General features: G+C 71.4%; 20 protein-coding genes. 9 read left to right on the top strand and 11 right to left on the bottom strand.

Translation table 11 applies throughout. The annotated features are described in order from the left end of the window. Window positions 1-127 precede the first annotated feature (127 nt). Window positions 128-1513: an RICIN domain-containing protein gene (locus Vqi01_RS31780; RefSeq protein ID WP_204034899.1), complete on the top strand. Its 1386-nt coding sequence runs from the start codon at window positions 128-130 to the stop codon at window positions 1511-1513. Between the two features lie 68 nt (window positions 1514-1581). Here the strand turns inward: Vqi01_RS31780 and Vqi01_RS12385 are convergent, their stop codons facing one another. The 8 genes from Vqi01_RS12385 to Vqi01_RS12350 all read right to left on the bottom strand — a co-directional run bounded on the left by Vqi01_RS12385 (window position 1582) and on the right by Vqi01_RS12350 (window position 10551). After that, window positions 1582-2925: a uracil-xanthine permease family protein gene (locus Vqi01_RS12385; RefSeq protein WP_204034898.1), complete on the bottom strand. Its 1344-nt coding sequence runs from the start codon at window positions 2923-2925 to the stop codon at window positions 1582-1584. Window positions 2926-3177: 252 nt separating this feature from the next. Next, on the bottom strand, window positions 3178-4224 hold the full coding sequence (locus Vqi01_RS12380) for a PseG/SpsG family protein (RefSeq protein WP_204034950.1): 1047 nt from the start codon (window positions 4222-4224) through the stop codon (window positions 3178-3180). Continuing rightward, window positions 4221-4955, bottom strand: coding sequence for a cytidylyltransferase domain-containing protein (locus tag Vqi01_RS12375; RefSeq protein ID WP_204034897.1), 735 nt, complete (start codon window positions 4953-4955; stop codon window positions 4221-4223). The genes Vqi01_RS12380 and Vqi01_RS12375 overlap by 4 nt, the downstream gene beginning before the upstream one ends. Then, window positions 4952-6847: a class I SAM-dependent methyltransferase gene (locus tag Vqi01_RS12370; RefSeq protein ID WP_204034896.1), complete on the bottom strand. Its 1896-nt coding sequence runs from the start codon at window positions 6845-6847 to the stop codon at window positions 4952-4954. The genes Vqi01_RS12375 and Vqi01_RS12370 overlap by 4 nt, the downstream gene beginning before the upstream one ends. Next, on the bottom strand, window positions 6844-7683 hold the full coding sequence (locus Vqi01_RS12365) for a hypothetical protein (protein ID WP_204034895.1): 840 nt from the start codon (window positions 7681-7683) through the stop codon (window positions 6844-6846). Before Vqi01_RS12365 ends, Vqi01_RS12370 begins: the two co-directional genes overlap by 4 nt. 11 nt (window positions 7684-7694) lie before the next feature. Beyond that, window positions 7695-8852, bottom strand: a complete 1158-nt coding sequence (locus tag Vqi01_RS12360; RefSeq protein ID WP_204034894.1) for a DegT/DnrJ/EryC1/StrS family aminotransferase — start codon at window positions 8850-8852, stop codon at window positions 7695-7697. After that, a complete protein-coding gene (gene pseB / locus Vqi01_RS12355) occupies window positions 8849-9832 on the bottom strand; it encodes a UDP-N-acetylglucosamine 4,6-dehydratase (inverting) (RefSeq protein ID WP_204034893.1) in 984 nt (327 codons plus the stop codon). The genes Vqi01_RS12360 and pseB overlap by 4 nt, the downstream gene beginning before the upstream one ends. 179 nt (window positions 9833-10011) lie before the next feature. Next, entirely contained in the window at window positions 10012-10551 is a 540-nt protein-coding gene (locus tag Vqi01_RS12350; RefSeq protein ID WP_239098361.1) for a GNAT family N-acetyltransferase, read from the bottom strand. A 49-nt stretch (window positions 10552-10600) separates the two neighbouring features. Between Vqi01_RS12350 and Vqi01_RS12345 the strand changes: the two genes are divergently transcribed. From Vqi01_RS12345 to Vqi01_RS12315, 7 genes are all read left to right on the top strand, one after another. After that, a complete protein-coding gene (locus Vqi01_RS12345; protein WP_239098350.1) occupies window positions 10601-10852 on the top strand; it encodes a phosphopantetheine-binding protein in 252 nt (83 codons plus the stop codon). Then, on the top strand, window positions 10849-12132 hold the full coding sequence (locus Vqi01_RS12340; RefSeq protein ID WP_204034892.1) for an AMP-binding protein: 1284 nt from the start codon (window positions 10849-10851) through the stop codon (window positions 12130-12132). Before Vqi01_RS12345 ends, Vqi01_RS12340 begins: the two co-directional genes overlap by 4 nt. Beyond that, on the top strand, window positions 12125-12883 hold the full coding sequence (locus tag Vqi01_RS12335) for an SDR family NAD(P)-dependent oxidoreductase (protein ID WP_204034891.1): 759 nt from the start codon (window positions 12125-12127) through the stop codon (window positions 12881-12883). Before Vqi01_RS12340 ends, Vqi01_RS12335 begins: the two co-directional genes overlap by 8 nt. A 46-nt stretch (window positions 12884-12929) precedes the next feature. Further along, window positions 12930-13334 carry a hypothetical protein gene (locus tag Vqi01_RS12330; protein WP_204034890.1) on the top strand — a complete coding sequence of 135 codons (405 nt, stop codon included), beginning with the start codon at window positions 12930-12932 and terminating at the stop codon, window positions 13332-13334. A gap of 172 nt (window positions 13335-13506) precedes the next feature. Then, window positions 13507-14151, top strand: a complete 645-nt coding sequence (locus Vqi01_RS12325; protein ID WP_204034889.1) for a SipW-dependent-type signal peptide-containing protein — start codon at window positions 13507-13509, stop codon at window positions 14149-14151. Between the two features lie 9 nt (window positions 14152-14160). Beyond that, the gene (locus Vqi01_RS12320) at window positions 14161-14367 is read left to right on the top strand and encodes a SipW-dependent-type signal peptide-containing protein (RefSeq protein WP_204034888.1); all 207 of its coding nucleotides are present in this window, start codon (window positions 14161-14163) and stop codon (window positions 14365-14367) included. 66 nt (window positions 14368-14433) lie between these two features. Then, on the top strand, window positions 14434-15591 hold the full coding sequence (locus tag Vqi01_RS12315; RefSeq protein WP_204034887.1) for a signal peptidase I: 1158 nt from the start codon (window positions 14434-14436) through the stop codon (window positions 15589-15591). Between the two features lie 970 nt (window positions 15592-16561). On the opposite strand, the gene pseI is transcribed toward Vqi01_RS12315, so the two are convergent. Next, a complete protein-coding gene (pseI, locus tag Vqi01_RS12310) occupies window positions 16562-17611 on the bottom strand; it encodes a pseudaminic acid synthase (RefSeq protein ID WP_204034886.1) in 1050 nt (349 codons plus the stop codon). Continuing rightward, on the bottom strand, window positions 17608-18759 hold the full coding sequence (locus Vqi01_RS12305; protein ID WP_204034885.1) for a glycosyltransferase: 1152 nt from the start codon (window positions 18757-18759) through the stop codon (window positions 17608-17610). The genes pseI and Vqi01_RS12305 overlap by 4 nt, the downstream gene beginning before the upstream one ends. Window positions 18760-18924: 165 nt before the next feature. Here Vqi01_RS12305 and Vqi01_RS12300 point away from each other — a divergent pair, with 165 nt between their 5' ends. Next, window positions 18925-20121, top strand: coding sequence for an acyltransferase family protein (locus Vqi01_RS12300; RefSeq protein ID WP_204034884.1), 1197 nt, complete (start codon window positions 18925-18927; stop codon window positions 20119-20121). 15 nt (window positions 20122-20136) lie between these two features. On the opposite strand, the gene Vqi01_RS12295 is transcribed toward Vqi01_RS12300, so the two are convergent. Then, complete coding sequence (locus Vqi01_RS12295) at window positions 20137-21450, bottom strand: aminotransferase family protein (RefSeq protein ID WP_204034883.1); 1314 nt, start codon at window positions 21448-21450, stop codon at window positions 20137-20139. Window position 21451 lies beyond the last annotated feature (1 nt).

Raw genomic sequence — 21451 nt, 5'->3', positions numbered from 1 at the left:
TGACGACGATACGTTAAGCCTCTCTTCGCAGGCTGACCCAACGTATTGACACCACCATCCGAACGTCAGCGCCTGCGACAACGCGCGGCCGTCCTTATCGCGCGGTCCTAGTCGAAGGAGTGGATCAATGAACGGTGAGGTTCGTCCCGCCTCTCCACCCGGGCGTCAGCGATGGTCGGTCGTGGCTGCGGCCGGTGCGGCGCTCCTGGTGGCCGGCACCCTCGTCGCGGTCAACGCGGCACCAGCGGCTGCGGCGACGGTGGACACCAACGCCTGGTACGTGCTGGTCAACCGCAACAGCGGCAAGGCGTTGGACGTCTACGGCCTGGCCACCAACGACGGCGCGCGGATCAGCCAGTGGACGCGCAACGACGGGGCAAACCAGCAATGGCAGTTCGTGGACTCCGGCGGAGGCTACTACCGGCTGAAGTCGCGGCATTCCGGCAAGGTCCTGGACGTGTCGAACGCCTCGACCGCCGACGGTGCCGCGATCATCCAGTGGACGGACCACAACGGAGCGAACCAGCAGTTCCGACTGGCCGACTCCGACGGAGGCCACGTCCGGCTGATCAACCGGAACAGCAACAAGGCAGTGGAGGTGCAGGGCGCCTCGACCGCGGACGGGGCCAACGTCGTCCAGTATTCCGACGGCAACGGTGCCAACCAGCAGTGGCGGTTGTTCCCCGTCGGCGGCGGGCCCACGCCCACGTCACCACCGCCGAGTGGTGAACCGGGCGCGGGGTGCGGCAAGGCTCCGACGTTGGGCAACGGCACGCACACGATCCAGAGCAACGGCAAGAGTCGTAGCTTCATCCTGCGGATTCCCGCCAACTACAACAGCAACACCCGCTACCGGTTGATGTTCGCGTTCCACTGGTTGGGTGGCACCGCGGGCGATGTCGCCTACGGCGGAGCCGACGGGGCTGCCTGGTCCTACTACGGGCAGCAGGAACAGTCGAACAACAGCGCGATTCTGGTTGCCCCCCAGGGCATCGGCAACGGCTGGGCCAACTCCGGTGGCGAGGATGTCACCTTCGTCGACGACATGATCCGTCGGATCGAAAGCGACCTCTGCGTCAACACGACGCAGCGTTTCGCCCTCGGGTTCAGCTACGGCGGTGCGATGAGCTACGCACTTGCCTGTGCCCGCGCGAACGTCTTCCGGGCCGTCGCGGTCTACGGCGCTCCCCGAGAGCTCAGCGGATGCAGTGGTGGCACCCAGCCGATCGCGTACTTCGGCATTCATGGCATCTCCGACAACATCGCCAGCGGGCGGTCGCTGCGTGACAGGTTCGTCCGCAACAACGGCTGCACCCCGCAGAATCCGCCGGAGCCGGCGGCGGGTAGCCGGACCCACATCACCACCGCCTACTCGGGGTGCCGGGCTGGCTATCCGGTGCTGTGGGGCGCGTTCGACGGCGGTCACACCCCAGGTCCGGTGGACGGGGGCGGCGACAGCGGCGCCCGGACCTGGACCAAGGGCGAGGTGTGGCGGTTCTTCGCGCAGTTCTGATCAGTGCCACCGTGGTGGGTGGGCCAGCCCGTCTCCGCCGTTCCGGCGGGGACGGGCTTCCCAGGTGGTCAGAGTTCGGGCTCGGGACCCTGACGGGTCGGCGGGGTGGTGCCGCGCAGGCGGGCGATCGCGCGCATGCCGTGGTAGACCAGCAGGGCGGCGGCGGTGCCCAGGGCGATGCCGTGGAAGGACAGGTCGCCGGCGGTGAGGGTGTAGTCGGCGGCGCCGATGATCACCGCGACGGCGGCGGTCAGCAGGTTGACCGGGTCGTGAAAGTCGACCCGGTTGTCGAGCCAGATCCGAGCGCCGAGGATGGCGATCAGCCCGTAGAGGGCGGTGGTGGCGCCGCCGAGCACGCCGGCCGGCACGGTGAGAATCAGCGCGCCGATCTTGGGGCTGAGCCCGAGCAGCACCGCGGCCACCCCGGCCACCCAGTACGCGGCCGTGGAGTAGACCCGGGTGGCGGCCATCACGCCGATGTTCTCGGCGTACGTGGTGGTGCCGGAGCCGCCGCCGGAGCCAGCGAGCACGGTGGCCAGACCATCGCCCATGAACGCCTTGCCCATGTCCCGGTCCAGGTTGCGGCCGGTGGTGGCGGCGACGGCCTTGACGTGACCGGCGTTCTCGGCGATGAGTACGAGGACCACCGGGATGATCAGCACCACGGCGCGCAGGCTGAAGCTGGGCGTGTGGAACTCGGGCAGCCCGATCCAGGCGGCCTCGCGCAGTCCGGTGACCGCCTCCGGTGCCAGCCCACCGGTGAGCGCGGCGAGTAGCCAGCCGGCCAGCACCCCGAGCAGGACGGACAGTCGGGCCAGGAAGCCCCGGAAGAGCACGGTGAACAGCAGGATCGCGGTGAGCGTGACCACCGCGATCAGCGGCTGGGCCTTGACCCCGCCGTCCCCACCACCGTCCCAGGCGACCGGGGCGAGGTTGAGCCCGATCAGCATCACGATGGCGCCGGTGACCACGGGCGGCATCAGCCGGTTGATCCAACCGGCCCCGGCGAACTGCACCACCAGGCCGACGAGGGCCAGCGCGACACCGGCGACCACGATGCCGCCGAGCGCCGGGCCGATGTCACCACCGGCCTTGGCCGCCAGCACCGGGGCGATGAAGGCGAACGACGAGCCGAGGTACGACGGCAGCCGGTTGCCGGTGATGACCAGGAACAGCAGCGTGCCCAGCCCGGAGAAGAAGAGGGTGGTGGCTGGCGGGAAGCCGGTGATCAGCGGCACGGTGAAAGTGGCGCCGAACATGGCCACCACGTGCTGCACGCCGACGCCCAGGGTGCGCGGCCAGGACAGCCGTTCGTCGGGGTGCACCACGTCGCCGGAGCGTACGGTCCGGCCGTCGCCGTGCACTGTCCAGGGCGACCAGCGGGGGCGTGTCGGGGTAGGGGACTGGGTCATGGCTGGCCCTTCACGTCGGGGGTGGTGACGGGGGCGCGATCGACCCTGGAGGTTGTTTGTAGCACGAGCGGTCCGGGCTGCTCCTCTGGGCCGCTGCCGTGTGCCCGCCATCGCTCCGCCGCTCGCCGGACACGTCGAGGAAACATCGGCCGGCAGGTAGACGCCGTCTACGTAGGCGGCATCTACCTGACATGGAACCCCTGTTCGTCGCCAACGCCTCGGGCAAGAGCTGTGCGACCGGACCGCACCGCCCTACGTCCAGGTTCGTCGGCCGGAGAGAGCCTCGACCAGCGCGTCGGCCACGCGGGCGCGACCCCGCCCGTCCACCGCCGCCCAGGCCCGAGCCGACAGCGCCGCCCGGCGCGGCCCGCTGGTCAGTAATCCGTCCAGGGTGCGCGCGGCGGCGCTCCGGACGCTGGCATCGGCGGCCAGCTCCGGCAGCTCGCCGAGGCCGGCGGCCAGCCCGGCGCCCACCACCCGGTGGTACGACTCGCGTTGGTTGTCCACCACGCAGACCAGCGCCGACGGCGCGCCCAGGCAGCACAGCTCCCAGACCGACGTGCCGGCCGCGCTGACCACCAGATCGGCCCCGGCGATCAGAGCGGGCAGGGCGTCCGTGGGTGGCACCGGGAGCACGGCCTGCCCGGGGCCGGGGCTGAGCCGGATCAGCCGGTCGGCTGTCTCGGGGCGGCCGGCGACGACGGTGAGCTCCATCGGGCGGCCGGTGGACAGCAGCACCTCGGTCAGCAGCGGCGCCGCGCCGGCCGCGTCGGTGCCGCCGAAGAAGGCCAGCACCGTCGGCCGGTCCACCTGCATCGCGGGGCGGGCCGCCGCGGGGCGGGCCGCCAGCACCGAATCGCGCAGCAGGGCGTACGCGCTGCCGGCCAGCAGCCGTCCCGCCGGCACCACCAGGTCGGTGCCGAAGTTCTGGTCGAGGTAGAGGTCGGCGTCCTGGCCCCGGGTGTCGCCGTCGACGATCGCCAGGGTCAGCGCGCCCGCGTCGCGCAGCGCACCCGCCCCGGCCGGATCCAGCTCGTACGAGTCGAGCACGAAGGCGTCCAGCGCGTGCCGACGGGCCGCGGTGACCAGCCCGTGCGGGGTGTCCGGCCCGGGACGCAGCGGGATGCCCCGGGTGGCGAGCTGCCCGGCCGCCCAGTCGACGCCGGTCACCGCGCCGAACACCTCGACGGCGGCGCCTCGGGCCAGCAGTTCCTCGCCGAGGGCGAGACAGCGGACCAGGTGGCCGACGCCGCGCTGCGGCCCGGCGTCGCAGCGCAGGCCCACGCGTACGGTGCTCAGGATTCCTCCAACCGCTTCTGGCGTACGGTGGCGTTGAGCGCGCGCAGCTCCGGTTGCCCGTCGAGCCAGTCGGCGAGCTTGGCCAGCGGCACGCTGACGTCACCGAAGTGGTCGACGATCGCGCGGACCAACTGCCAGTCCCGTTCGGTGTCCAGGGTGAGCCGTAGCGGTGACCGGTCCGGCGTGAGGGTCACGCCGAGCACCCGGAACAGCTCGGGATGAGCGTACGCGTACGAGGTGACGTGTACCCGGTGGTGGTCGGTGGCGAGCCGCTGCACGGTACGCAGCGCCTCGGCGCGGATGATCTCCACGTCCAGCCCGCGCGGCAGCGTACGGGCGATCGAGGTACTGGCGTAGTCCAGCCCCGGCACCGCCCGGTACACCGAGGCGACCAGCGTGACGATCTCCGGGTCCAGCAGCGGGCAGTCGGCGGTGAACCGCATGACCGCGTCCGCGGGATGCGCGTCGAGCGCCCCGACGAACCGGGTCAGTACGTCGTCGACCGGGCCCCGGTGCCAGGCCACCCCGAGCCGGTCGCATTCGGCGACCACCGCGTCGTCGCCGGCGTCCGTGCTGGTGGCCACCACCAGGTCGGCGAGCACCCCGCTGTCCTGGGCGGCCCGGACCACCCGGCCGAGCACGCTGCGCCCGGCCAGCGGGCGTAGCACCTTGCCGGGCAGCCGGGTCGAGCCCATCCGGGCCTGCACGATTCCCACGATCCGCTCGGTCACGTCCGTTCCTTCCGGGTGACGATCGCCCGGGCGCGGCGCGTGGCGGCCCGGGCGCCGCGCCTGGCCAGCCGGGCCGGGGTGATGGCCAGCCGGGCGGCCTTGTAGCCGAGCGTCCCGCTGAGCAGATCGATTTTCGCTTCGGCCCGGCGCAGGGCGCGTTCCCGGGAGGTGAGCAACTCCTCGGTCCACTTCAGCGCGGCGGCCAGCCGGGTGTTCTCGTCGCGCTGGCGCAGCCACGCCTCGCGTAGCTGCTGGTAGCTGCGCGGTCCGGGCGGCGGGTCGGTCGGCGTGACGGCGCGCAGGTCGGCCGCGAGCCGGATCGGCCCGTCGGCGTCCAGGCCGCGTACCGTGGCGCTGACGGCGGCCTCCGTCTCCACCGCGGCGTCCACCACTGCCCGGTCGAGGTCCCGTCCGGCCACGCCGCCGAGCACCACGGTCAGACCCGCCACGTCCAGTGTGGAGGTCCAGGGGTGGGCGTACCCGCCGGTGAGCAGGTCGGCGGAGAACCGCCACAGGGTCCTGGCCAGCACCACGTCGACCGGTAACGGTTCGTCGGCCCGCCAGGTCGGGTCGAGCACCGCGAAGCGGTCACCGGCGACGACCAGGTTTTCCGCCCCGGCCAGCGCCACCGCCCCGGTGAGCCGGCCGTCGTCGGCCTGTCCGGTGAGCCAGTCGGTGTATCCGCGCAGCAGGTGCCGCAGTCGGGACGTGTCGCGGCGCAGGCAGCCGTCGAGCAGCAGGCTGCGCAGCAGCCGCCCGTCGGGCACCGGTCCGTCCGGCGCCGCCGGGTCGCGGTGGGCGACCATCCGGCTGGCGTACGGCGCGGGCGCCGGCTCGGTGCGGGCGTGCGGTTCGGGTCGTGCGTGTGGCTCGGCGCGGACGTGCGGTTCAGGTCGGGCGTGTGGCTCGGTGCGGGCGTGCGGCTCGGGTCGGCGCCAGTGCCACCCCGATGCCCCGTCGATCACCTCGACCACGGTGCTGCCCACCGCACCGAACCGCACCAGCGCCACCGGCAGCCCGTGGGCCCCGACGTGCTCGCCCATGTCGGCCGGGGTCGGCGTGGACCTGCTGGTGCCCGTCCGCCGGGCGAGCACCAGCCAGGACGGCGCCAGGTCGGCGGCGCGCCCGGCGTGCAGCGCGTCCACCGCCAGCCGGGCCGGGTCAGCGAGCACGAACCGGCCGGCGAAACCGCTGGTGCAGGCGTCGTGCAGCACTGCGTCGAACAGCGCGTTGGTGGTTCGCCAGGACAGCTGGTCGGTGGCGAGCAACGCGGTGGTCAGGTCCATTCGCGGGTAGGCGGCAAAGCAGGTGACGACGCCCAGCCCGGCGGTGGCCAGCCGGACGCGCGCCTGGTCCAGGTTGGCCGGGCGGCTGGTGTCGAGCACCCCGTCGACCGTCCACTCGGCGTCGGCCCGACCGGCGTACCAGGCGTCGCCCGCGACGAGTCGGTGCAGGCCGAGCGGGTTGGGCACGCGCAGCAGCAACTCGCCGTCCGGGCGGAGAGCCGCCGCCAGCCGGGCCAGGATCTCGTCCCAGCACAGCCGGGGGCCTTCCACCGACTCGATCGCGTCCAGCCCGGCACCGGCGATCACCACGTCGTACTCCTCGCCGGCCGGCAGACCGGCCGATCCGGCGACCACCACCTGGTCGGCCCGGCCGGTGACCGTCGCCGCGTCGCGGTAGCCGCGCAGCAGGCAGGTGACGCGGGCGTGGGTCAGCGCGTCGAGCACTGCGGGGTCGTGCGCCCCGGCCAGCAGCACCCGCGCGCCGGCCGGCACCAGCCGCGCCGCCAACGCCGCCAGCGGGCGGTCGGCGTTCTCGCCGGGCCGGTCGGACCAGGTCAGCATCTCGCCGCCGGGCAGCCGCACCGACGGTGCCGTCCCGGCCGTCATGCCGCCTCCAACTGCGGCTGCGTCCAGCCGAGCAGCTCCCGCAGCGCCCCGGGTGGATAGCGGTGGTCGGTGCCCAACTCGGCGTGGGCGATCTCCACGGCAGTCGGCAGGTGCACCTGTTCGCCGTGCAGCTCGGGCCACTGCCGACGGATCCGGGCGGTGCCGCCGAAGGTGGGATCCTCCCCGGCCAGCGCCATCGGGTCGCCGTACACGGCGGGTTCGCAGCCGGCGGCGATGCCGTAGAAGATGGCGCTGGTCAGCCGATTGGAGGCGACCCGGGCGTGTCGGCGTAGCTCGGTGAGCTGACGGTCCAGGAACCACGGGTCGGTGTCCCGCCACCACTGGCCCCGGTAGCCGTGGCAGATGACCCGGAAGCCGGCCTTCTCGTAGCGTCGGCGCACCCGGGGCATCCGGTGCTCGTGCCAGTACAGGCAGATGGTGACCGGGCCGGGCTCGGTGTCCCGGATCCGCGCGATCAGCTCCTGATGGTCGCCCTTGACGTGCTGGCCCTCCCAGCCGTGGAACGGGTACCAGATGGTGCCCGTCCGGGGCGGCTGCGGCTCCTCCGCCGTCGCGCGCATCGCCAGCAGGTAGCCGAAGGGCGCCCCGATCACGGTGACGTTGCGCCGCCCCAGCGACCAGGCCCGCCGCCGGGTCTGCTCGGACCAGAGCAGGCTCGGTGTCCGCTCGGCGTACGGGTGACCGGGGGCGAGACCGTCGCCGATGTTCCAGCCGTGCTGGACGTACCCGTTGATCCGGGGCGGGTGCCTGTCTCCCAGGCCGGCGTAGCGGGCCAGCACGTGAGCGTGGCCGTAGAAGTGGTTGGCGTGGTGCATCGGCGTACCCCTCAGGCGGCCGACCGGATCGGGACGCCGCGCACCGCGGCGGCGAGCGCGTCGATCACCCGGTCCTGGTCGGTGTCGCGCAGCCCGGGGTAGAGCGGCAGCGACAACTGCTGGGCGTAGAACGCCTCGGCCACCGGGCAGCTACCGCGCCGGTAGCCGAGGTCGGCGAAGGCGGGATGCCAGTGCGCCGGGATGTAGTTGACCTGTACGCCGATGCCGGCGGCGCGCATCCGGTCGTACACCTCGCGGCGGCGACCGTCGAGTACCCGGATGGGGTACAGGTGCCAGGCCGGTGTCGCCCAGTCCCGCCGGCCCGGGATCAGCACGCCGGGCAGCGCCGCGAGGGCCTCGTCGTAGCGGGCCACCAGCTCGGCGCGGCGGGCGAGGAAGTCCCCGAGACGGCGCAGCTGGCTGCGGCCCAGCGCGCAGAGCACGTCGGGCAGCCGGTAGTTCAGCCCGAAGGAGTGCACCTCCTGGTGCCAGCCGCCCTCATCCGGCCAGCGCTGCTCGTCGCGTTCCCGGACCAGCCCGATGTTGCGGAACCGGCGGGCCCGCTTGAGCAGCTCCGGGTCGCCGGTGGCGACCGCGCCGCCCTCGGCGGTGGTCAGGTTCTTGGTGGGAAAGAACGAGAACGTGGTCAGGTCGGCCAGCGAGCCGACCGGCCGGCCCCGGTAGGTGGCCCCGATCGAGTGGGCGGCGTCGGCGAGCAGCAGCGCGTCGCTGCGGGCCAGCGCCGCGCGCAGCGCGTCGTAGTCGGCGGGGTGGCCGGCGTAGTCCACCGCGGCGACGACCTTGGTCCGGGTGGTGATCGACGCGGCCACCGCCGCCGGGTCGAGGGTGAAGGTCTCCGCCACCACGTCGGCGAAGACGACCCGGGCGCCCAGGGCCACCGCGCTGCTGGCGGTGGCCACGAACGTCATCGGCGGGACGATCACCTCGTCGCCGGGGCCGACACCGGCGGCCGCGTACGCCACGTGCAGCGCCGCCGTGCCGCTGGTGACCGCAGCGACGCCGGCTCCGCCGGCCCAGGCGGAGAGGTCCGCCTCGAAGGCGGGGACCTGCGGGCCGGTGGTGAGCCAGTCGCCGCGTAGGGCGGCGACCACGGCCTCGATGTCGTCGTCGGTCACCGACTGCCGGCCGTACGGCAGAAAACCGGTCATGCCGGCAGGCCGAGCATGTCGCGCAGCTGCCGCACGGTGAGCCACTCGTCGTTGGTGTCCGACTGGTACGCGAAACCGTCGGGCACCGGCTCGCAACCCACCGGCGGCTCGTAGCCCCAGGTGGCGATGGTGGGCTGCACGATGAAGCGGTCCTTGGCGATCAGCGTCCGGCGGCTGTCGTCCGGGGCGATCATCTCCTCGTGCAGCTTCTCGCCGGGGCGGATGCCGATCTCGTGGGTGGTGGCGTCCGGGGCGACCGCCTCCACCAGGTCGAGGATCCGCATGCTGGGGATGCGCGGCACGAACAGCTCGCCGCCCTGCATCTGGTCGAACGAGTCCAGGACGAACTGCACGGCCTGGTCCAGGGTGATCCAGAAGCGGGTCATTCGCTTGTCCGTGATCGGCAGGCTCCTGCCCTCGGCGGCGAGCCGGCGGAACAGCGGCACCACCGAGCCACGGCTGCCGACCACGTTGCCGTAGCGCACCACCGCGAACCGGGTGGGGTGCTGTGCGGCGTAGTGGTTGGCGGAGACGAACAACTTGTCGCCGACCAGCTTCGTCGCGCCGTACAGGTTGATCGGGCTGGACGCCTTGTCGGTGGAGAGGGCGATGACCTTCTTCACCCCGGCTTCGATCGCCGCGTCCACGACGTGCTGGGAACCGGTGATGTTGGTGGCGATGAACTCCGACGGGTTGTACTCGGCCGTGTCGACCTGCTTGAGCGCCGCCGCGTGCACCACGTGGTCGACGCCGTGCATCGCCCGGGTCAGCCGGTGCCGGTCCCGGACGTCGCCGATGAACCAGCGCAGTCGGGGGTCGTCGCCGAGCTGCTGGCGCAGCTCGTACTGCTTCAGTTCGTCCCGGGAGAAGACCACCACCCGGACCGGGTCGGTCTCGGCGAGCAGGTGTCGCAGGAAGGTCCGGCCGAAGGAACCCGTACCGCCGGTGACGAGGATGGACGATCCGCTCAGCTCACTCAATCTGGTGCTCCCGTGTTCGTCGGTGATCGGGCGGGGCCTCGGCCGGGCCGGCCGGGTGGGAACGCTAAGGGCGACGGGTTAAAGGGCCCCGACCTTTCGGTTAACCGGAACCGCTGGGCCCATGAATGAAGGGCGCTCCGTAAACGCATGGTGAACAGCGAATGGAGGCGAATGGAAAATCAGCGGGCGCGGCGGTCGGCGCGGTTCAGGAAGATGGGGATGACGGTGATTTCCCGGCCGTCGTGGATCTCCCGTCGGCCCGGGCCTTCGACGAAACGGAACCGGCGGTTCATCTGACGGACCACGGTGTTGTGGGCGAGCACCTCGCCGTCCAGGCGATCCAGTTCGAGCACGTCGAAGGCATGGTCGACCGCCGCCCGCATGACCGCCAGCCAGGCGGGCAGCGTGGCGCCTCGTTCGGCCAGGCCGTCGGCATCCAGGTAGAAGCCCCACGAGCCGGTACGCGGCCCGTGCAAGCGCAGGTCGGAGAAGGTGACCACGCCGCACGGCAGGCCGTCGTGCAGGTGGATCAGCACCCGACGGGTGGGGTCGGCGCGGACGTTGCGCCACCATCGCGAGTGCTCCTCGGCGGTGATCACGTGACTGTTCTTGCTGACCTGTCGGTTGATTTCCTGATTACGCCAGGACAACATCAGGTTAACGTCGTCGCCGGTCGCCTCACGTAACATGTGCCGCTCGCTTTCGGTGCCCGTTCTCATGGTCACCGGGCACCCTAATTCCGAATCACCTGGCTGTAGACTCCGCCGCATGACGCAATTGACTCGGGCGCGCATTCGCGACCTCATGGGCCAGGTGCTCGAGAATCAGGGCAGGGTGTTGCCCGACGACGACGGTGCCGATCTGCGCGAGGTCGGTTTCCGGTCGCTGGACTTCTCCGAGCTGGCACTGCGGGTGGAGGACGAGACGGGACAGGAGTTGAACTTCGACGCTCCCGGGTTGCGGCGGATCGCCACGGTCGGCGACGTGCTCGACTTCCTCGTCGAGCTGCACCGGCAGTGAGCGTGGCCTTCGCCCGGCCGGCCGGCGTCGGCAACCGGGTCGTCGTCGATGGCACCACCGCGACCTGGCGGGACCTGCCGGAGCTGGCCCTGCCGGCGGCCCCGGTCGCGGTGCTCGTGCACTCCGCCCGGTACGCGCTCGCCGCCGCCCGTCACCACGCGGTGCACGGCGGTGAGCTGCTGCTCAGCACGCCCGGCCGGGTCGACGCGATGATGCGCGACGAGCTGCGCGACGCCGGTTTCACGGTGGCCGAGCTCGGCGCGGATGCCGTCGGCGTGGACACCGCTGGCGGCGTGGACACCGGTGGCACGGCGGCACCGGCTGGCTTCCGGCCGGTCGAGCGCGACCGGCTGTGGCTGCTGACTTCCGGATCCACCGGCCGTCCCAAGCGGGTCGGGCACACGCTGGCGTCGTTGACCACCGTCCGAGGCGAGCAACCCGCCCGCACCTGGCTCTGCCCGTACGCCCCGGGCACGTACGCCTGGTGGCAGGTGGTGACGCTGTCGCTGACCCAGCCGGGGCAGGACCTGGTGGTGGTCGAGCCGGAGCAGTTCGACGACTGGCCGGCGTTGGCCGCTGCACACGGTGTGGACGCCGCCTCCGGCACACCGACCTTCTGGCGCCGCGCCCTGCACCGCGATCCCGTCGGGCTGGCCCGGGTGCCGCTGCGCCAGCTGACCCTCGGCGGCGAACCGGTCGACCAGGCGATCCTGGACCGCCTGCGGGAGGTGTTCCCAACGGCCCGGATCTCCTGGATCTACGCCTCCTCCGAGGTCGGCGCGGCCGTGGTGGTGCACGACGGGCGGGCCGGTTTTCCCGTCGAGTGGCTGGACCGGACGACACCCGGCCGACCCACCCTCGGCGTACGCGACGGAGAACTGGTGATCACGTCGCCGTACCACGGGGCGGGGCTGGACGGTCCGATCCGTACCGGTGACCGGGCGCAGCTCGTCGGCGACCGGGTGCTGATCAGCGGACGGCTCGACTCCGACGAGATCAACGTGGGTGGCAGCAAGATCTCCGCCAGTGGAGTACGCGACGTGCTCACCGCCCATCCGCGGGTGGCCTGGGCCCGGGTCACCGGTCGCCGGGCCCCGCTGCTCGGCCACATGGTCGTCGCCGAGGTGGTGCTCACCGCAGCCGATCCCGCGACGGCGGCGCCGGACGAGGCGGGGCTGGTGCGCTGGTGCGCCGATCGGCTCCCCGAGTACGCGGTACCGCGCCGGATCCGCGTACTGACCGAGATCCCCGTCAAGGAGACCCTGAAGAGTGATGTCTGACTCCGCGACCCCCGCCCTGCTCGTCCCGCCGTCCACCGTGGTGCTCGTCTCCGGCGGATCCCGTGGGCTCGGCCTCGCCATCGTCAACGACCTGCTCGAATCGGGCCTGAAGGTGGCGGCTTTCGCGCGTACCGTCACCCCCGAGTTGGCCAAGCTCGCCGACGTCCAACCGGATCGGTCGTACGTCGACTCGGTGGACGTCACCGACCTCGCCGCCACACAGGCGTTCGTCCGGGCGGCGGAGGGCCGCCTCGGGCCGATCGACGGTCTGGTCAACAACGCCGCCGTCGGGCAGGACTCGCTGCACGTGCACACCGCCACCGCCGACATCGCCCGGATCATCGAGACGAACCTGACCGCGCCGTTGCAGCTCACCCGCCTGGTGGTGCGGCGGATGCTGGCGCAGGGGCGGCGCGGCCGGATCGTGAACGTCACCTCGATCTGCGCGCAGCGCGGCTTTCCCGGCCTGGTCGCGTACTCCGCCACCAAGGGTGGGATGGACGCGGCGACCCGGTCGCTGGCCCGCGAGCTCGGCGGACGGATGCTGGTCAACGCCGTCGCGCCCGGATTCTTCGCCTCGGAGATGTCGGCCGTGCTCGGCCAGACCCAACTCGACCAGATCGTGCGCCGTACCCCGACCGGTCACCTGACCGAGCCGGCGGAGGTGGTGCCGGTGGTGCGGCTGCTGCTGCGTGACCAGACCAACATCAACGGTCAGGCCATCGTGGTCGACGGTGCCGCCTCGAGCTGAACCGGCGAGCCGATGGTTCCGCGCCCACGGCCCGGGATCACCGCAGGTGTCCGCGTTGCTCGCCGCCGCGCACCGGCACCTGCGGGTGGTCCCCGCCGCCGAGTCAGCCGGCGCGGTCACCCGCAGCCATCTCGGCGACGGACGCTGCGTCGGCTGGTACGGCCCACCGGTGCCCGGCTGGCGGGTGGCGATCGACGCCGAACGCGCTGACGTCCCGGTGCCCCCGGCGCTGGCCCGCAGCTTCGGTGCCACCGACTTCTGGGTCCGCTGGACCCGCACCGAGTGCCTCGCCAAACTCACCGACATCCCGGTGGCCACCTGGTGGCACCGATACGGCCTGTCCGCGCCCCCCGGGACCTCCTGGCGGTGGCGCACCCTGCACCTGGCCGACCTCGCCGTCACCGTCACCGTCGCCTTCGCCGCCTCGGAGCCCACGCCTACCAGTCGGTGATGATCTGGGCGGTTTGAGCATTTCGTGCCGCTTTGCACCCTATGGTGTCCCTTGCGTGACAGATCCCGCCACATCCGATTGGCGGACTCGAAGGCAGCAGCCACTCCAAGTCACGCTGCGCCTCTGGCGCCGGCCAGGACAAGCAACCGCACCTGCACCGAGGAGAACGAAGATGCACGAACCGGTAAGGACGACGTTGGTCGAATCGAGCAGTCGAGTACGCAGTCGCAAGTTCAAAGCCATCCTGGCTGGTGGGATCGCCCTCGGCCTCGGCGCGACGATCACCCTCGCCGCCTGGAACGACTCCGAATACGCCACGGGCACGTTCACAGCGGGCACATTCGACATGGAGGGCAGCACGGACGGCACCACCTACACCAGCCACCCCGCGCCCGAGGATGCCGCCGCACTGGCCTTCAGCACCGGGTTCAACGACATCAGCCCTGGTGACGTGGTCGCGGCGCCGTTCGCCGTCCGCCTCGCCGCGGGTACGACGTACGACGCGACCGTGACGGTGGCGGGGGCCGTCCCGGACCCGTCGCCCTTCGTCGGCCTCACCTACGGAATCGCGACTGTCGGGGCCTTCACCGACTGCAGCGCGACGCCCACCGCCCCGACCTGGATCGTGCCGCAGGGCACGGCGCTCAACGCGGTGGCCACCCCTGCGGTGCCGTTCGACCTGACGCAGGGCGTCGACGCGGCCACCCCGGGCGCTCCCGCGTACCTGTGCTTTGTCGTCACAGCGGACGAGGATCTGGTGCAGGGCTCGACGGTCACGGAAACCTGGCAGCTCCTGGCCGAGTCCGTGCCCGCGTAGGCAACGGCCGTGGTCGACCACCGGGCGTCCGGAGCACCACGGCTGCGCCGCACCCGTGCCGTACTCGCCGGCGCCCTCGTTCTCGGCATGGGAACGACGTCCACGCTCGCCGCGTGGAGCGACGGCGAGTACGGCACCGGGTCGTTCACCGCGAGCACCTTCGGCACGGAATCGCAGACCGCGTCCAGCAGCTGGGCAAGCCGTACCCCTAGGTAAAGGATTCATCAGATGGTAGGGCGAGTACATCGATGGCACGGGACCCTTGCCCGAGGTTGCGACCTGGTGCTGACCCTGCTCGCCGTCGGCGGGGCGGTGTGCGTCGTTCTCGTTCCGCTGGCGTTCTTCTTCGACATCTCGCTCATCCTGTTCAAGACCGGATCGATGAGCCCGACGATTCCCGCCGGATCACTGGCCGTGGTGCGGGAGATCCCCGCGTCCGAGGTCCAGGTGGGAGACATCGTCACCGTCGACCGCACACCGCTGCCACCGATCACCCACCGGGTCGTCGAGATAGCCAACGGCGACGGGCCGGTTCGCCTACTCACCCTGCGCGGGGACGCGAACGAGTCCAACGACAGCGCGCCGTACACGGTGACCCACGTGCGGCTCGTCGAATGGTCGGTGCCCAAACTCGGGTACGCGGTGCGTGCGGTGTCGAACGTGTACGCGATGAGTGTGATCACGATCGGAACCGCGGCGATCGTCACCTGGGCGTACTGGCCGCGCGGCACCGAATCGCGGACGCGGCGGCGCACCGCCGTAGCCCGCCGTGGCTCGACCTTGCGGTGCATGTTCCTGGTGGTGGTTGCGCTGCCGGCAGTCACCGCTGCGGTACTGGCGGCGCCCAGCCAAGCCCGCGCAGTCGAGACCGAAGAGGTCATGCGTGGCAGATACCTCACCCTGACATCGATCGGCGACAAGGAGCGCATGGCGAGCATGGCGCCCGGCGAGCCGGTGCCATGGCAAGTGGGCGTCTCTGCACATGCGAAGCATCCCGGCAGGGTGACCATCACGCTGTCGGCGCGGGGCCGGCTCGCAGTCGACCCTGACGGGCTCCAGGTCAAGGCTGCCGTCTGCACCAAGCGGTGGGTAGACGATTTCTGCCCAACCGGTCCAGGGGAGCAGGTTCTCGCAAACGGTCCAGCCGCCAGACTGGTCGCACATCCGATCACCGTCAGCAAGATGCCCTCCGACCAGCAGCGTTGGATCCTCATCACCGCGAGCCTGCTCACGGGCACCACGGCCTCGGGGTCAGCGGACCTGACCGTCACCGCGATCGGTTTCGGGGAACGCACGTCGGCGGGCGGCAAGGTTCAACCGCTTCCGCAGACCGGCACCAACCTGTGGACACCTGTGCTCGCTGGTGTCGGTGCGCTGCTCGCCGGCCTGCTGCTCATGCTCGCCACGCGCCGGCGCCGGACCAGGGTGGATCAGTCGTGAGGCGCGCACGGTCAACCCACCGACCAACCTGCAGTGCACCGCAGGCCTGCTCGACCCGCCGACCTTCACCTGGGATCTGCCCGTCGGCGGCCTGACCCGCAGCGGCTTCACGTGGCACCTGTCGGGCCCCTTCTTCGGAGGTGGAACTCTCGGCCCCAACGCCACCACGGTCACCCACGCGATCGGCCCGAACACCCCGACATGCCGCAACCTGCGCCGCCCGTAATCCGAGGAACAGGGTCACCAGGCGAATTGGGCAACCCGGTGGATCGGGTCAGGGTTGTCGGGTCAGGCCGAGGATGGTGGCCAGTCGCGACATGTCGGCCGCTGCCGGTCCGTGTTGGGTGATCTCGGCGAACCTGGGCCACCTTCGTCAGCGACATCAAGACGGACGGCGGCCGCCCCTAGGCTGCGGCCATGCATGCCAACTGACATCGCCACGGCGACGGTCTGCTTATAGCGACCCCGGCAACAGGGCGGTGGCGGCGGAATCGGGTCCTGGCAGGTCAGGCGGCCGGGCGATGACGCCACGTTCGCGACCGGCGTCGTCGTACCGGATACCGCAACTCGCGGCCCTGCCACGGGACACCGCAACTCGTGGCCTCAACCGGCCCGGAAACCCCAACACCCCGCAACCCGTGCCATCCGAAGGATAGACGTGGAGTGATCCGGATGGTATCAACCGCGGATATTTGAGGAGCGGCAAATCCGCAGTGAATCCGGGCATGACGGCAGGGTGTGCGGCCCTGTCGAGCTGAACCGTTCGTGCTATCGCCCAGGGCGCTGTTGCATTGATCGGGGACTGTGACCCGGTGGGTGACCCGTTTGCGCTATCAGGTCGACAGCATCCAGCCACCCCACCGAGGCCCTGGCGGTATGCCAGGCGGGCGGATGCCGCCATCCCGCCGAAGCCGAGTTGATCAACCTGGCGGCGGTCGGGCGCCTGCCTGCCGGTGCGTGATCGGCAGCGTCAGATCAGGTCCCAGCTGAGCGGGGTGCCGCGGGGCACGTCGGCGGTGAAGCGGCGGCCGAGGACGCGGTCGATCTCGACCGGGGAGAGGCCGCCGGCTGGGCGGATGGAGCGGACGTTGTCGGCGGTGACCTCATCGCCGGCGCGTACGTCGGCCACCACGTGCAGCGAGCGCCGGAAACGCAGACCCTCCCGTTCGGCCGGCGTCGGACCGACGGCGGTGCCGCCGAGGGCCGCGTACGCCCGCTCCGACTCGACCACCAGGGCGGCCAGTTCCGGGGGGTTCAGAGAGAAGTCGGAGTCCACCCCACCGTCGGCGCGGTCCAGCGTGACGTGCTTCTCGATGAAGCAGGCCCCGAGCGCCACCGAGGCGACCGGGACGCCGATGCCGGGGGTGTGGTCGGAGAGACCGACCGGCACGCCGAACGCCTCCGCCAGCACCGGTATGCGGCGCAGGTTGCTGTCGGCGGGAGGTGCCGGATACGAGACGGTGCAGGCCAGCAGCACGATTCCGCCGGCCCCGCCGGCGCGGGCGGTGCGTACGGCGGCGTCGATCTCGGCGAGCGTGGCCATCCCGGTGGAGATGACCATTGGCTTGCCGGTGGCGGCGACCAGCCGGATCAGCGGCAGGTCGACCAGCTCCGACGAAGCGATTTTGTACGCGGGCGCGTCCAGCTCCTCCAGCAGCTCGACGGCCGAGGCATCGAACGGGGAGGAGAAGACGGTCAGGCCGCGCTCGCGGGCCCGTTCGAAGATCGGCCCGTGCCACTCGTACGGGGTGTGCGCCCGCTCGTAGAGCCGGTAGAGGTTCTGCCCGCCCCACAGCCCGTGCTCGCCCGAGATGCGGAAGGCCGGCGCGTCGACGTCGATGGTGATCGTGTCGGGACGGTAGGTCTGCAGCTTCAGGGCGTGCGCGCCGCTGTCGGCCACCGCGTCCACGATGGCCAGTGCGCGTGTCAGGTCGCCGTTGTGGTTGCCGGACATCTCGGCCACCACGAAAGGGCGTTCTCCGCTGCCGACCGGGTGCGGGCCGATCTTCAAGATGGTCATTCCGTTCCGTCTCCATGGGACCGCGCCAGTGCGTGGTGCGGGCTGCTGGCCGGCGTCGGGGTCGCCGGCGGCACCGTGGTCGTCGCCGGCACCGTGGTCGTCGGGGGCGCCGGGCTGTCCTTCTCCGTACGCAGCCGGCCGGCGAGCCGGTGTGCTCGCCGCAGCGCCGCGTACGCCAGGTAGCTGTCCCGGTCGACCAGCCGGTGCTTGAGCCCGGCCACCCCGTCCGGGCGGGGGTAGCCGCTGTCCGGCAGGTACCGCCGGTAGTGCTCCGCCACCCGACGGAAGAAGCGTCGCCGCAGGTGCGGGTGAAGCCGGTCGTCGTTGCCCACCACCACCAGGAAGTGGCTCACCATCAGGTCGAACAGTTCGGCGTGCCAGCGGCCGTCGGGGTGCCGGGCGGCCAGCCAGGCGAAGAGCCGGTCGTACTGCTCGAACGCGTCGAAGTGCCGGCCGCTGCGGGTGGAGGTGATGGCGCCTGGACGGCCCTGGCGGTACAGGTAGCAGACCCGATCCAGCACCGAGATCCGCTCCGCGCCGATCAGCAGCGGATGGCTGAACGGGATGTCCTCGTACCAGCCGGGGTGAAAGCGCAGGCCCAACTCGGTCAGGAAGTCACGCCGTACCACCTTGTTCCAGGCGGTGTGCTGCACCCGCAGCAGCTGCGGCCAGTCGGCCAGCCGCACCACGCCCGGGGCGCCGCGCAGCAGACGGCTGCTGGGGTCCACCTCGTGTCGCCCGCATTCGTGCACCCGCAGGTGGTCCACCATCATCACGTCCGGCCGGTCCGCCCGCAGCCGGTCGAGCACGGCGGCAACGGTGCCCGGTGGCAGCCAGTCGTCACTGTCGACGAACCAGACGTAGCGACCGGTGGCGGCGTCCAGGCCGGCGTTGCGGGCCGGTCCGAGGCCGACGTTCGTGCGTAGGTGCAGCACGCGTACGCCCGGGTGGCCGGCGGCGTACTCGTCCAGCAGTTTCCCGCACCGGTCCGGGGAGGCGTCGTCCACGGCGACCAGTTCCACCGCCGCGGCCTCGGCCACCGGGACGTCGGTGTAGATGGAATCAAGGCACTCGCCCAGGAACGCCTCGACGCCGTAGACCGGCACGACGATGCTCAGCAGCGGTGCTTGCGTCGGCTGAATGGCCACGCGGACACCCTCGACCGCCGGGATGGCCGGGTCGGGAACCGCACGTGACCGGCAGCGGTGAGGAAATTGAACAGCCGGCCTGCGCCGAGCGGGCGAACAATGGCCTCTCGGATGCGGGCACGGCCCGATTGCACCTGGAATGCCCCGGACGGTTAGGGTGCCCGGATGACCAGCACGACCGTCGATCGGCCGACCACCACGAGCGGACGCGGTGCGACGAGCCGGCTGCCGTCGCTGACCGGGCTGCGGTGGATCGCCGCGCTGCTGGTCTTCGGTTTCCACGCCGGGACCATGCGGATCGTCGCCGAGCCGGACCATCAGGCGGTGATGGGCAAAGTGTTCACCCTGGGCCTGTCCGGGGTGCAGTTCTTCTTCATCCTCAGCGGATTCGTGCTGGTCTGGTCGGCCCGGCCCGGTGACTCCCGGTGGCGGTTCTGGCGGCGTCGCTTCGCCAAGATCTATCCGAATCACGTGTTGATGTGGGCGCTGGCCATGCTGGCCGCGTTCTGGTTCGCCGACCCGATCAACCCGGTGGCCGCGCTGGAGAACCTGTTCCTGCTTCAGGCCTGGGATCCCCGGCCCGGATATTTCTACAGCGTCAACAACGTGAGCTGGTCGCTCTCCTGCGAGATGTTCTTCTACCTGTGCCTGCCGCTGGCGCTGCCGCTGGTGCGACGGGCCCGGCCGTGGCTGCTGTGGGCCGTGGTGATCGCGGTGCCGCTGCTGATCCTGGCGCTCTGGCCCGCGCAGACGCTGGTGCCCGAGCAGTACCGGTGGTGGTTCGCCCAGGTGTTTCCGCTGGTCCGGTCGCTGGAGTTCTGGATGGGGGTGGCTGCCGCCGAACTCATGCTGCGTGGTCGCTGGCGGGGTCCGCGTCTGCCGGTGGCGAGCCTGATCTTCGTGGCGACCTGGGTGGTGGCCTCGCAGTGGATCCGGGCCGAGCTGTGGGCGGCGATCCTCTCGGCGGCGTACGTCGTGCTGATCGCCGCGGCGGCGGACGCCGACGTACGCGGCAGCCGCTCGCCGCTGCGGTCCCGGCCGATGCTCTGGCTCGGCGAGGTCTCCTTCGCCTTCTACCTGGTGCACGTCTTCGTGATCATGACGATCCTGCGGGTCACCGGCGACTGGGGGACCGGCTTCCCCGGCTGGTGGGGTCCCGTCGCGGTGGTCGGGTTCCTCCTGCTCACCCTGGCACTGGCCGGGTTGCTGCACCGGTACGTGGAACAGCCGATGATGCGCCGGCTGGCACCGCGCCGAGCGGCATCGGGCGGGCCGCCCGATGCCACGGCGCCGGACGGATCGCCGCCGGCGGTGACGCCGAGCCCACCGCCGCAGCGGAAGCCGGAGGGCGTGGCCACGTGAATCGGGTGAGCGGCGCTACGCCTGGTACGCCCCCACCGCCTTGACGAACCTCTCCACCAGCTCCCGGCAGTCGTCGGTGGAGATCGTCAGGTGTGGCAGCAACGGCATCACCCCGACCGAGTAGCTGGTGAGCAGTCCGTGCTCCCGGCAGACCCGGCGCAGCTCGCTGACGTCACGCAGCGACCACAGCGCGCCGTTCGCGTCGCGCAGCTCGACACCGAGCATCATGCCCTCGCCTCGGACGGCGCCGATCCGCGGTTCCGAATTCGATGCGGCGACCAGCATCTCGGTCAGTTCGGCGCTGCGCTGGAGCACCCTGGGAAGGAAGCCGTCGGCAGTGAGGATGTCGAGCACCGCGAGGCCCGAGGCCGCCCCGATCGGGTGGCCGTCCGTGGTCGAGCCGTTGGGGAAGCCCAGCCGCACCGGCGGGTCGGCGAGGGCGTCGTAGATGTCCCGCGCAACGACCAGCGCGGCGAGGGGGAAGTACCCGGCGCTGAGCCCCTTGCCGAGGACCAGCATGTCGGGAACCTCGTTGAGCCGCTCGATATAGGTCATCGCGCCGACCCGGCCGGCACCGGTGGTCACCTCGTCGGCGATCGAGTGGATGCCCCGGCGCCGGCACTCGACGATCAGCGTCTCCAGGTAGTGCGTCGGGGCCGGCCGGAACGAGGTGCCGGAGACCGGTTCGAACATCACCGCGGTGACGTGATCGGCACCGACCGCGTCGATGGCCTCGATGACCGGGCGTACGCATTCGCCCGTGCAGGCGTCGGGGTCACAGGTCTCCGTCGGCGGGGTGGGCACGTGCACGACGTGCGCGTCGATCGGCGCGGAGTAGTCGTGCATGATCGGTTCGTCGGTCAGTGCGGTGGCCAGCGGGCCGGTCCCGTGGTACGCCTCGCGCAGGGCGATCACGGTTTGCCGGTCCGTCTCGCCAGCCATGCGGCGGTAGAAGCGGGACAACATGGCCGCCGACTCCGTCATCTGACTGCCGGTGTTGCCGAACCGTACGTGCCGCAGCGGCTCCGGCAGCACCGCTGCGAGTGCCGCGGCATACTCGACGGTGACCTGCGGCGGATGTTCGTAGCGCATGACGGTGCCGGAGGGCAGCGCGTCGAGCTGGCGGGCCATCGCCCGCTTCACCGGCTCACAGGAGTATCCGAGGGTGACGTTCCACATCGAGGACCGGGCGTCCAGGTAGCGACGTCCGGCAGCGTCGGTCACGTGGCTGCCGGAGCCGCCGACGAGGAACAGGTCTGGCCCGTTCTCCCGCAGGTGGGCGCCCATCGGCGTCAGGCCGTGCCATACCGCGTAATCGCTGCTCGTCATG

This window comes from Micromonospora qiuiae (assembly GCF_016863555.1).
In the GTDB taxonomy this organism is placed as follows: domain Bacteria; phylum Actinomycetota; class Actinomycetes; order Mycobacteriales; family Micromonosporaceae; genus Micromonospora; species Micromonospora qiuiae.
The sequence above is the reverse complement of the archived record's forward strand: the minus strand, read 5'-3'. Positions and strand labels throughout refer to the sequence as shown.